Source organism: Acidobacteriota bacterium (assembly GCA_016713675.1).
Taxonomy (GTDB): domain Bacteria; phylum Acidobacteriota; class Blastocatellia; order Pyrinomonadales; family Pyrinomonadaceae; genus OLB17.
On record JADJOS010000005.1, the window covers coordinates 324341 to 336149 of the forward strand.

The window sequence follows — 11809 nt, forward strand, 5'->3', positions numbered from 1 at the left end:
ACAATTTACTCATTCCTCATTGCGTCGATCGGATCCAGTTGAGCAGCCCTCATTGCCGGATAGAGCCCGCTTATTATCCCGACGACCAGCGAAACGCCGATGCCCATAATCGCTGATTCGGCGCGGATAGACACCGGAAAACCCATTGCCAGCGACAATATGAAGGCCAATCCGTAACCCACGATTATCCCGATAAAGCCTCCAAGGACTGTGACCGAAACTGCTTCGATCAAAAACTGTAGCAAAATGTCCCGCTGCCGGGCTCCGACTGCCTTTCGTAATCCGATCTCCTTGGTTCGTTCAGTAACAGAGACGAGCATAATATTCATAACAACGATCCCGCCGACCACAAGGGAAACAGCCGCCACGGCGATCGTCGCAGCATAGATTCCGGAGGTAGCACTGCTGTAGATCGACAAAAATGCGTCTTGAGATTCGAGTGAAAAGCCGTCCTCTTCGTCAGACGTGGTCTTGCCTCGGCGGTTTCGCATTATCGCCCGGACTTCGTCCTGAGCGTTCTCAAATGCATCTGAATCGGCTACCTTGACATGGATGGTGATCGAACTGCGTGATCCATAGATCCTCTGGCTCGCCTGAAATGGGATATAGACAAAATTATCGCGTGAAAATCCAAGCACTTTGCCGAACGGAGTCGCCACACCAAGTATCTCGAACGGAATGCCGTCAACTCGGATCTCTTCACCGATAACAGAGTCGGAAGAGCGGCCGTTGAATATATTTTCGAGCAGGTCATAACCGATCACGCAAACATTTTGCCCGCCAACAGCTTCCTGGTCAGTCCAACGGCGGCCGGATTGGATCGTAGTATTCTCGATCTCGAACATCGTAGGCGATACTCCCCGGATGCTGACGCCTTCGGACTTATTTTCCCGAAACTTGACCAAACCAGCGCCATTCAGGGCGGTACCCACGCTGCTGCATGTACGGCAAAGCCGCTGGATCACCTCGGCATCGTCCTTCGTTACTTCCTTGCGTCGATTGAATTTGATCATGTCCTCGCGCGACGTGATAACAAGCGGACGCTTTGCAACGCTGAAAACCGTCGAGCCCTGTGAGGAAAATGCTGTTGCGACAGTCGCATCCAGGCCGCTTATTATGGTGATGACCGATATTACGGAAGTGACGCCGACTATGACGCCGAGCAGTGTGAGGAGCGTGCGAAGTTTGTTTGCCCGTAGACTCAATAGAGCCAGGCGAAAGGACTCGTTTACAACACGAAATGTGGCAAGCATGCCCATTATCTATCAAGTATACGAAACGCCACTAGATTTGTAAGTGTCAATTATCACGGCGCAAGATGAGTTTCCAAAGACTAGCTAGGTGTGAGAAGAGAACGATCGGAACTATGACCGTGGGAAGCCAAATTAGAGGGAAGAACATTATCGCCCGGTTTGGCTGATCGAAAGCGATCTGCTGCATTTGGGACGGGAATGCCAGAACAGCTGTGATCACGATGATGGCGAGCAATACAAGCGCACAAATATTCCAAACGATCAGTAACGGCCGATTTATCGAACCCTTCCGAAAAGCGATCAAACAGACGATGGGGGCAGTGATCCCGGAGATGATGTCAAAGTTGATACCATCGAACGTCATGACCTGCGGTATATATTTCGTTTGAAAAAGCCAAAGCAATACTATCTCAACCGGAATTCGAACAATGTGCAAAAAAGTCAGCGTGCGAAGCGGCAGGTTTTCTATGAATGACAGCCTTGCAAAAAGAAACAGAGACAAGATAAATAAATTAGCCGGAAGGACGCCGAATAAGACAACTCGCGGCGGAAATGATCCGGTGAATTCATAAAAACCTCCTCTTGCCAGAATTGCCGTGAATAACAGCCAAAATCCGATGCAAAAAACAGTGATCTTTGCAGCAGCCGTATTAAGAACAGACGTCTTTATCGCATAAAAAAGAATGCCGACACACATAAACGTGGTCAGCATGAATGCTATCGAAATATACGGAGGAAAAGATTCCATTACTTGATGCGTTCGTCGCTTTCGATGCGTCCGTCGCGAATGGTGATCACGCGGTGAGCCCGTTCAGCGACTTCGGGTTCATGAGTAACCAGAATAATGGTATTTCCTTCTTCGTGCAATTTTTCAAAGAGGTGCATGATCTCAACGCTGGTCTTTGAATCGAGAGCACCCGTCGGTTCATCGGCAAGTAGGATCGAAGGGTGATTTACCAGAGCTCGGGCGATCGCCACTCGTTGCCGCTGGCCGCCTGAAAGCTCATTGGGGCGATGCATGACGCGGTCGCCGAGTTCGACGGAAGCGAGAGCCGCCTGAGCCTTATCATGGCGTTCCCCAGCCCGCATTCCTGCGTAAATAAGCGGCAATTCGACGTTATGCAAGGCAGTGGCACGGGATAATAGGTTGAATGTCTGGAAAACGAAGCCAACTTCCTTGTTCCGAATGCGGGCGAGTTCATCATCGGTCATATCGGAAACAAGATGACCATTGATCCAATAATCGCCTTTGGTCGGCGAATCGAGACAGCCAATGAGATTCATCAAGGTCGATTTGCCCGAACCCGAAGGTCCAATGATCGCAAGGTATTCGTTTTTCTTGACCTCGAACGAAACGTCCCGCAAAGCGTGCAGCTCTTCGGTGCCCATCTGGTATGTTTTCCAGATGTTCTTCATAAGGATGAGCGCATCTTCTTTCGGTGCAGCGGGCACCGCCTGTTCGGCAGATGTTCCGTTTTCGTTTTCTTCGTCCATAAACCTGTACATTACTTATTGGCGTTCTCGCCCTCTTTCTTGACCTGCCGCTTAACGACCGCGCCTTCTTTTAAGGTATTTAACACTCGACTTGGCCCGGTTATTACTTCATCACCGACCTCGAGACCGGTCAGGATCTCACGATCTGATTCACCGATGATCCCCGTGGTTACTTCGCGGAATTTCGCTTTATTTCCGTCAAGTACATATACACCCGTGATCGGCTTCGGCTTGTCCATGGGCATTGCCTGTGCATCTCCCTGTATTGTGGGCGAGGGCGACGCGTCAGGCTTCTTTTCGATCACAGCCTGCAGCGGGACAGCGATCGCATCCGCTACGGTCTTTGTCGTGATCTCAGCGGTCGCGCTCATCCCCGGACGGAGGCCGCTTTTAATATCTTCGGGGAGATCATTGAGGCGTATAACTACGCGAAATTCTTTTGCTTCCTGAACATTTATGTTCGTGGAAAGTCCTCCGCTCGTTTGCGATTTTCCGACAGCGAGCGGTGTCTTCTGCATTACCTCGCCGATAATTTCCTTATCGCCAAAGGCATCGACCTTGATCTTGGCCTTTTGACCTACTTCGACCTTGTCAATAGATGTTTCGTCGACCTTGACTTCAACGTTTACCGTGGACATGTCGGCGATGGTCATCAACGCGGTCGTCGAAAGCCCGGCTACCGCGAAAGTTCCGACCTTTGATGGGATCTCAGCAATTACCCCGTTGATCGGAGCAATAACGACGGTCTTGTCCCGTTGGTTCTTGCCGCCGCGAAGTACTGCCGCTTGTTGGTTCGCACGCGACTGACTGCTGTTCACAGCAATGTTTGCTGTTTCAACTGATCGCCTAGCATCCTTCACCGCTACGGCCTGCTGATTTCTACGGGCGATCGATTCGTTGACAGCCAACTTTGCTGATTCAAGGCGGGCTCGCGCATTTTTCAACCCAACCTGTGCAGTCTCAAGTGCGTCTTTCTTTTGATCGTATTCGAGTTTTGAAATAACGCCCGATTCGAGCAGTTGCGCGTTACGGTTGACCTCGCGTTGAGCCGTGTTGACGTCAACCTGGGCCCGATCGACATCGGTCTGTGCAGTTACGACGTTCTGGCGTGCCGAGGTAACGGCTGCGTCGGAAGCCATCAGTCCTTGCTGAGCCTGGGAAAGCTGGTTTTGAGCCCCGGACACCTGCGATTGAGATGAACGGATATCTTCCTGAGCGGTTTGGAAGGCTGCAAGCTGAGCATCGGCATTTGAAGAAAGTTGATCGGGATCGAGTCTTACGAGTATCTCGCCCTTCTGCACCGGATCGCCTTCTTTCTTTGTGATCTCTTCGATCTTACCCTGAACTTCGCTCGTCAGGTTCACGAATTGGATCGGTCGGACCTCGCCTGATGACGTCACCGTCGACCGCAGCTCCTTTCGTTTTTCGACCTTGACGACGGTCACCTCTGGCGTATCTGTGCGGGTCGCGAAAATGCTGGCGACAACGATAATAACTAAAAGAGCAGCGACGGACGCTCCGATGATGATCTTGCTCTTGCGGCTTAGTGCCATAATTTGCGTTTTCCTCTCAACGAATATTAGAAATCAGTTAAAATGCGAGTTTGATCAATAAATCAACAAACCGCTACTACGACCGACTTATTGCCATTGTTTCAAAAATCTCCCGCGATATCGAGTGGAGAAATCGAACCCAAGAACTATGCAATGTGAATTGACGTAGTAATCACATAGATTTAGCATTTACGAACGGCTGATTAAAAGCTAAAATATCGTTTTGGTCAATACGTCACCGTTTGAAATATCTCATTGGAATCAGAACAATATGATCAAGTGTCATAATTGCGGAACGGGAAACCTTGATACATCGCAATATTGCGATGAGTGCGGAACCAAACTCGTTCGCTTTCAACAAGATGCGGCTCAGGCACCGCTTTATGTGCCGCCGGTAGTCGAAACGCCGTCTCCGCTTGAGGTCGCGTCGGAACCACCGGTGCAGCGATCCGTACAAGTAACCTCGGTCGGAATTCCGCCGCTCAACGGCGTTCTTGATCCGGTTCCCGAAGTACGAACGAGTCAACAGGGAATTGACTCGGTCATGAACGCGAAGCTGGTTATTGAACGGGGTGACGGACCGGGTTCGGAGTTCAGGTTGGTCGGCACAGAATCAATAATCGGACGCTGGGATGCTGACAACGGCGTCTTTCCTGATGTTGATCTTGACTCGCACGATCCTGAAGCCAAGGTCTCGCGTCGTCATGCACGTGTCCGAATGGAAAATGGCGTTTACGCGATAGAAGATCTCGGGTCGACGAATGGAACCTACGTTAACCGGGGCCGCCGGCTTTTGCCCGGTATGGCACAGACGCTGAACGACGGAGACGAGATCATTGTCGGAAAAACGTTTTTACGCTTTCATATATCAAATTAGTACGGTAAGGGATTATCTCTTCACGAAATGAAACACTGTCACGAATGCGACTCTGAAGTCGGGGATCTCGACATATTTTGCCCGTACTGCGGCATCACGCTGAAGGCTGCGATCATCGACGAATCTTCCAATGATGATGCGTTTTCGAGCACGATCGTAATTCCGCCGCCACCCTCGGCCGAGGAGTCCGGAAACGTTAATGCCGAATTAACAATCTTTGAACCCGACAAGTCCTCAAAAATAGAGCAGTCGTCGGCTGCCGACCCGACAAAGATCGACGATGAATTAGACGAGTCCGCAGTTGACGACCTAGTATCGGATGCCCCGGCGGAGCTATCAGACACGGAATCGTCAGTCGATGTCGAAGTTTTGCCAAAGGAGCTCGATTCGACGGTGTCCGCTCCGATCGAAGAAATGGAAACTCCCCTCATCGCTCAACGGTTGACCGGGTCGATAGGTTCAATATCAGGAAGGTTTTCCCCACCAAATCCTGACGAAATTAGCGAAATTCTGTCAAAACCTACCCAAGATCCTGAATTCGATCCTGACGAACTGCCTGATGAAGCGGAATCCGAAATCGAAGGCCCGCCGGAAGGCGATATCAAGTCTCTTGACGAAGGACCGATCAGTGATTCGGAATCGGGTGAGAACATGTCTGACAGCGGGTCTGACGATCCCCTCAATGACCCTCAGTCGCCGACGATCGAAGAAATTGCTGTTCCGACCGACGACGTACCGACTCCGATGTTGCTTGTGAATAATGAAATCGAAGGCTCGACTGCGGCAACAGACGAAAGCACTCTCGACGAGATTGCTGATGCCGAATCTGCGGACACCAATGAGGATCAAGCTGACTATAAAGACGGCCCCGGAACCGGAACCGAAATTGAGTCGGATCCATCGGAGCTGATCGAGACTGATACATCCGCTGTACAAATTGAGAAGGATCTGACTATCGACTCGCCGGTCCAACAAGCTGCTCTGCCTATTGACGAAGCTGGATCGCAAGACGATTCGGCGGATCCATCATTGGATGCGGAGCCCGTTCTAGCTGCGTCCGCCGAAACGGGCATTCCCGAGGAGGCCGAAATCGCTGCAGAACAGACAATTGAAAGTTCTGAAGATCAGGAACTGCCCGTTGCCGTGACAGACGAACCCCTTCAGCACGCTGTTTCAGTTACGGGTGACGGCCTTTCCGATGCTGATCCAAATGGCGGGACAACGCCGAATATCGGGTCCGGCGACACCGATGGACGCAGGTCAGGACTTAAACCGCTTGCCGAGGGAACAGTCTTAAATGACCGCTATCTTATCAAGCGAAAGATCGGCGGCGGCGGAATGGGTGCGGTCTATCTCGCTTTTGACAACAATCTTGGCGGCGTCGAACGTGCCGTCAAGGAAATGGTGCAGGCTCATATTGAGGAAGAACAGCAAGAAAAGGCGATCGACGATTTCAAGCGGGAATCGATGATCCTTTCTACGCTTGACCATCCTTCGATCCCGACGATCTACGATTATTTCTTCGATTCACAGGAGGGCCGGTTCTATCTGGTGATGAAGTATATCTCCGGAGGTGACCTTGCCGGGAAACTGCGCTCTACGCCGGAGGGCCGAATTGATGAACGAACGGTCACCGATTGGGCACTTCAGATCATAGATGTACTTGATTATCTGCATAATCTTCCTACGAAGATCGTCTACCGTGATCTTAAGCCTTCCAATGTGATGATCGACGGCAAGTCGGGCCGGATCATGCTTATCGACTTTGGTATCGCTCGCTCGATCAATCAGAATCAGGAGAAAGGTGTTACCGCGGTCGGCACGATGGGTTATGCTCCGCCCGAACTTTTCAGCGGCAATGTCGAGCCGCGTTCGGACATCTACAGCCTCGGCTCGACGATGTTTCATCTGCTTACGGGTGCGGATCCGCAAAATAATCCGCTATTGATCTTTGATTTTCAAAAGAACCCTCGCCCGCGGCAGATCAACCCGCAGCTTTCGGATCAGATCGAACGGATATTGATGCGTGCCGTCGAATATAACGCCGACGCCAGGTTTGCTTCAGCTGCTGAAATGAAGCTCGCACTTGCTTCGCATCTTGAAAACCTGGCTGCCGGCCAAGTAACGTTCGGTGTCACCGAGGTGCCGCAATCGGTTAGTTTGCAGCATCAGATCGTGTTTTGTGGATTTTGCGGACAACGCATCGTTGCGACCGATATGTTCTGTGCATTCTGCGGCTCCAAACAACCGCTAGCTCAGCATGGCGTACATCGCGAAGTATATTCTCATTCGATCGGGACAGCTCGCCTCGTTATCGAGGGCACCAGCGACCTTTCGGCACCGGCCTATGGCCTTGAGAAGAACGAGAATCTGGTGGGCCGTCGCGATCCGATGTCGAATATTTTTCCTGAAGTCGACCTTTCTAAATATGATCCGCAGACAAAGATCTCTCGTCGTCATGCAAAAATATGGCGCGACGGCAACAACTATCTGGTCGAGGACCTTGGGTCCTCGAACGGGACAATTCTACTTACAAAGGTTAGTGACACGCTGCGATTATTGCCGCATCAACCACATCCCCTTGCCAGCGGCGACCGTATCCGCATCGGTGACACAACATTACAATTTATCGTCGGATAGGCCACTTTATGCAAGCAACGCGTTCACTTACCGATTTGGAGTCGACGGAAAAGGAAAACAATCACAATGAGTTGATCTCAACTCTCGTTCCAACGGATTTTCAGCCGCCATTTTTATTGAGGTTGGGCTCGGCTCTGATCGACTATATCGTTCTTTTGATCTTGCCCTTGACCGGGCTCTTGTCCGAGAGAATGGTTGGCCATACCGGCTTTGGAGTTTTCGCAGATCGGACCATCTGGCTCCTCGCCTTTCTGCTTGCCGGTGCGAATGTCGTATTGCTGCCGCTGTTTCGGGGACAGTCGGTCGGCAAAATGCTTACAGGTATTCGGATACTGCGAATCGATGGAACACCCGCGGGCTTTGGAGCATTGATCGTAAGACAAACGCTGGGATATGCGTTGACGGTCGCGACATTCGGACTTGGGTTCCTTATAAGTGCGTTGAATGGCAGCGGCCGTACGCTTCACGATTTTTTGACCGGTACCGTCACTGTCCGTGCGACTCGCCGCACTGTCTCAATTTAGTATTATGGCACAACTGTTAATCAGACAATCAGGCCAGCCCGAATACTCGGTGCCGTTATCTCGGCTGCGTACGACTATTGGCCGTTCTGCACGGAGCGATGTATGTATTCCGGATGCATTCGCGTCTCGCTTGCATGCAGAGGTAAGAAAGGAAGGAGATGCGTTCTGGCTGCACGATCTAGGTTCGGCGAATGGTACGAGATACAACGGCAGCATCGTGACCGTTCCCACCGTTCTTCTTAATGGCGGAGAAATACAGATCGGGGAAACCGTACTGCGCTTTGAGGACGAACGAACTGTTCCGCGAAATATTAGTGCAACACTCTTCGCGGACACCAATGCACTCGACCCGTCGACCACAATTGCACTTACCGGCCGCAGAAATCCAACGACCGAGATCTTGGATTCGCAATTTTCCAGCCGCACCGACCTGCTCGGGCTGATCAGCAAGGTGGGTGTTACGCTTCTGTCGGCCACCGGGTTGGACGATACTCTGAATCAAGTCGCGTCCCTCGTATTTGAGGCTGTCCCCGCGGAACGCGTTGTGATTATGCTTCGCGATGAAAAATCCGACGGCGGGATGCAGATCAAGGTAGCCCGCGTCCGCGGCAAGGACGAAATACCTGACGAGGTCCGTATCAGTCGCAACGTGATGACGGAAGTGGTTGAAAATGGGAAGGCCGTTCTGACGTCAGATGCCCAACATGATCCCCGTTTTGCGAGCCAGACGATCGTGCTCCAAGGGATCCGTTCTGTACTTGCCGTACCGCTCAGTGTTGACGAACGCAATGTCTTTGGTCTGATCTACGCAGATTCGCCGACTTACGAATCGACTTTCAAGGAAGAACATCTCGATATCCTGACGACTCTTGCATCGGTCGCATCGATTCGTGTCGAAAACGCAAGCTTGATGGACGAACGGTTGAACCGCGAACGAATGGAACGCGAACTCGAACTCGCGACCGAGATCCAGCAGCGTTTTCAGCCGGCCGGCCCGCCTACGGTCGACGGTTACGAGTTTCAGGGGATCTCATTCTCTTGTTACGAGATCGGCGGCGATTATTACGATTTTCTTCCGCGCCACGACGGGAAAATGATGGTTGCTCTCGGCGATGTTTCCGGAAAGGGAACTGAGGCCGCCTTGTTGATGTCCAGTCTTCATGCCGAGATGAACGCTCAGGTAGCCGCAAAGACGCCGCTCGAGGACATGGTCGTGTCGATCAACAAGTATCTAACCGAAAATACGCCGGCAAATCGCTTTATCACATTGTTCACTGCGGAACTCGATGCAGCCTCAGGCGGACTCAAATTCATCAACGCCGGTCACAATCCGCCGCTTATCGGTCGGGCCGACGGCACCATCGAACAACTTGCGTCGGGTGGATTACCGCTTGGGATCATGCCGTTTGCCGAATATGAGGTCGGGACGGCAGGACTCGGTCCGGGAGATGTTCTTGTAATATACTCCGACGGCGTTTCCGAAGCGAACAATATCAATGAAGATGAATTTGGTATGGGCCGACTGACAGCTGTGATCAGTGCGAACGTAGGACGATCCGCATCCGGCATACGTGACAAAGTCGAATCGGCATTGTCTGAATTCACCGGTACGGCCGCACCAAACGACGACATCACGCTCGTCATCGTTAAAAGGATTTGAATTAACTAACAAGGGGAGATCAAATGGAGCGAAAGACCGCGGACGAATATCCACAGGAGTTATTAGATCTTTTTCATGAATATCAGCACGGTGATATGGACCGGCGTTCATTCTTGAACAGCCTCGGAAAGTTCGCCGTCGGCGGACTTACGGCCGCCGCGATCTTTGAAAGCCTCACGCCGAACTTCGCGTGGGCACAAACGGTACCCCCGGCCGACAAGGATATTAAAGTCGGTTATGAGACCGTACAATCTCAGGCCGGCAACGGCTCGATCAAGGGTTACCTCGCCAAACCTGCTAAAGGCAAGAGATTTCCTGCAGTGCTGGTCATTCACGAGAATCGCGGTCTTAATCCTTACATCGAAGACGTCACACGCCGCTTGGCAAAGGCCGGATATCTGGCGTTCGCTCCTGACGGATTGACCTCGGTCGGCGGCTACCCCGGTGACGAGCAGAAGGGCGTGGCCCTTTTTCGCACGGTTGACGGAAAGAAGATGACTGAGGATTTTGTAGCTGCTGCTATGTGGCTGAAGAATCGTCCGGACAGCAAACGCAAATTGGGAGCGGTAGGTTTCTGCTTCGGCGGCGGCATGGTCAACCAACTCGCTGTACGCTTAGGTCGCGATCTTAACGCAGGGGTTGCCTTTTATGGTCGACAGGCCGGAGTCGCTGACGTGCCGAAGATCATTGCACCGTTGTCGTTTCAATATGCCAGCAACGACCAAGGCGTCAACGCCGGTATCGCCGCGTATGAGGCCGCCCTCAAAGAGAACAAGAGGAAGTTCGAGAGCTACATGTACGAAGGCAAACAGCACGGCTTTCACAACGACACCACACCACGCTACGACGCCGAAGCAGCCAAACTAGCGTGGGAACGCACACTCGCATTCTTCAAAAAGCATCTAAAATGACGATCGGGCGACGTAAACAGAATTGACAGACGTTGAACCCGAATACGGATTTGGAAATTCGATGTTTTGTGCAGCTGCCGTTTCGAATACAGAACTTAGATGTGAAGTAAAGTCATCATTGACAGGGTCGTTCGACCAAAGCGCGAACACGCCGTTGGGCTTAAGTTGCGATTTTACTGCGGACAGTCCTTCCGTCGAGTAAAAGTTCTCGTTGCCTGGATCGAGATAATGTTCGGGTGAATGGTCGATATCCAAAAGGATCGCGTCGAATTTTCGATGTTGGTCATTGGCGTCGAAACCAACGCGGGCCAACCCGAAGAAATCGCCTTGGCGGAGCTCGCATCTAGGGTCTTTAGTGAGCATTTGTCCATTGGGTACCAGGCCCATATTGTGCCAATCGATCACTGCCTGAAAAAGATCTAATACCAAAAGACGAATGACACGATCACTTTTTAGTGCCTCGACGGCTGTGTAGCCAAGGCCGAGGCCGCCGATCACAACGTCGAGATCGTTTTCGAGCGGAGCCAGGCCGAGGACCGCGAGCTGCCTCTCGCTTTCTGTAAATAGGCTTGACATTAAATACTCATCCCCGAGCTTTACCTCAAAAACCTCTCGGTTCTGAATACGCGGTTCTGTCCTGCGTCGAAGCGTAAGGTCGCCGAGCGGAGTTTTTTGATAACCAAGTTCTTCGATACTCATGGTGACCTTTACTGTCGGAATGCAGAAGACTCCGCTTGTTCACAACCAATCCCCTGCTGTTAAACCGTCGCGTTAAAACTTGTTGACCAACCCGCACCCTATAGCCTAAAATAGAACCTGGTGTTTCCCTTGCGCCTTCCCGCCGATGCCTTTTGTGCCCAAAAAAATAAGTCTGATCTTATTCGTCGTCGTCACTCT

Annotated in this window: 10 protein-coding genes; 5 read left to right on the forward strand and 5 right to left on the reverse strand. The window is 51.6% G+C overall.

Annotation, left to right across the window (positions count from 1 at the left end):
- Positions 1-5: 5 nt before the first annotated feature.
- From IPK01_18335 to IPK01_18350, 4 genes are read right to left on the reverse strand one after another with little or no spacing between them, the layout of a single operon-like run.
- The gene (locus IPK01_18335) at positions 6-1259 is read right to left on the reverse strand and encodes an ABC transporter permease (protein MBK7935389.1); all 1254 of its coding nucleotides are present in this window, start codon (positions 1257-1259) and stop codon (positions 6-8) included.
- 40 nt (positions 1260-1299) lie between these two features.
- On the reverse strand, positions 1300-2001 hold the full coding sequence (locus IPK01_18340; protein ID MBK7935390.1) for a hypothetical protein: 702 nt from the start codon (positions 1999-2001) through the stop codon (positions 1300-1302).
- Entirely contained in the window at positions 2001-2747 is a 747-nt protein-coding gene (locus IPK01_18345) for an ABC transporter ATP-binding protein (protein ID MBK7935391.1), read from the reverse strand. The genes IPK01_18340 and IPK01_18345 overlap by 1 nt, the downstream gene beginning before the upstream one ends.
- Before the next feature lie 11 nt (positions 2748-2758).
- Entirely contained in the window at positions 2759-4300 is a 1542-nt protein-coding gene (locus tag IPK01_18350; GenBank protein ID MBK7935392.1) for an efflux RND transporter periplasmic adaptor subunit, read from the reverse strand.
- 544 nt (positions 4301-4844) lie between these two features.
- On the opposite strand from IPK01_18350, the gene IPK01_18355 reads away from it, so the two are divergent.
- Genes IPK01_18355 through IPK01_18375 form a run of 5 tightly spaced genes read left to right on the forward strand, consistent with a single transcriptional unit; the run spans position 4845 to position 10912 of the window.
- A complete protein-coding gene (locus IPK01_18355; GenBank protein ID MBK7935393.1) occupies positions 4845-5177 on the forward strand; it encodes an FHA domain-containing protein in 333 nt (110 codons plus the stop codon).
- A 27-nt stretch (positions 5178-5204) separates the two neighbouring features.
- Complete coding sequence (locus IPK01_18360) at positions 5205-7817, forward strand: protein kinase (protein MBK7935394.1); 2613 nt, start codon at positions 5205-5207, stop codon at positions 7815-7817.
- Between the two features lie 8 nt (positions 7818-7825).
- Positions 7826-8341, forward strand: coding sequence for an RDD family protein (locus tag IPK01_18365; GenBank protein MBK7935395.1), 516 nt, complete (start codon positions 7826-7828; stop codon positions 8339-8341).
- 4 nt (positions 8342-8345) lie between these two features.
- Positions 8346-10001: a SpoIIE family protein phosphatase gene (locus IPK01_18370; GenBank protein MBK7935396.1), complete on the forward strand. Its 1656-nt coding sequence runs from the start codon at positions 8346-8348 to the stop codon at positions 9999-10001.
- A 23-nt stretch (positions 10002-10024) separates the two neighbouring features.
- Positions 10025-10912: a dienelactone hydrolase family protein gene (locus IPK01_18375; protein MBK7935397.1), complete on the forward strand. Its 888-nt coding sequence runs from the start codon at positions 10025-10027 to the stop codon at positions 10910-10912.
- Here IPK01_18375 and IPK01_18380 read toward each other — a convergent pair.
- On the reverse strand, positions 10904-11611 hold the full coding sequence (locus tag IPK01_18380) for a spermidine synthase (protein ID MBK7935398.1): 708 nt from the start codon (positions 11609-11611) through the stop codon (positions 10904-10906). The genes IPK01_18375 and IPK01_18380 overlap by 9 nt on opposite strands.
- Positions 11612-11809: the final 198 nt, after the last annotated feature.

Coding starts and splice junctions, on each gene's coding strand:
- IPK01_18380 (MBK7935398.1), bottom strand. CDS start 11,611: ATGAGTATCGAAGAACTTGGTTATCAAAAAACTCCGCTCGGCGACCTT.
- IPK01_18375 (MBK7935397.1), top strand. CDS start 10,025: ATGGAGCGAAAGACCGCGGACGAATATCCACAGGAGTTATTAGATCTT.
- IPK01_18345 (MBK7935391.1), bottom strand. CDS start 2,747: ATGGACGAAGAAAACGAAAACGGAACATCTGCCGAACAGGCGGTGCCC.
- IPK01_18355 (MBK7935393.1), top strand. CDS start 4,845: ATGAACGCGAAGCTGGTTATTGAACGGGGTGACGGACCGGGTTCGGAG.
- IPK01_18370 (MBK7935396.1), top strand. CDS start 8,346: ATGGCACAACTGTTAATCAGACAATCAGGCCAGCCCGAATACTCGGTG.
- IPK01_18350 (MBK7935392.1), bottom strand. CDS start 4,300: ATGGCACTAAGCCGCAAGAGCAAGATCATCATCGGAGCGTCCGTCGCT.
- IPK01_18360 (MBK7935394.1), top strand. CDS start 5,205: ATGAAACACTGTCACGAATGCGACTCTGAAGTCGGGGATCTCGACATA.
- IPK01_18365 (MBK7935395.1), top strand. CDS start 7,826: ATGCAAGCAACGCGTTCACTTACCGATTTGGAGTCGACGGAAAAGGAA.
- IPK01_18340 (MBK7935390.1), bottom strand. CDS start 2,001: ATGGAATCTTTTCCTCCGTATATTTCGATAGCATTCATGCTGACCACG.
- IPK01_18335 (MBK7935389.1), bottom strand. CDS start 1,259: ATGGGCATGCTTGCCACATTTCGTGTTGTAAACGAGTCCTTTCGCCTG.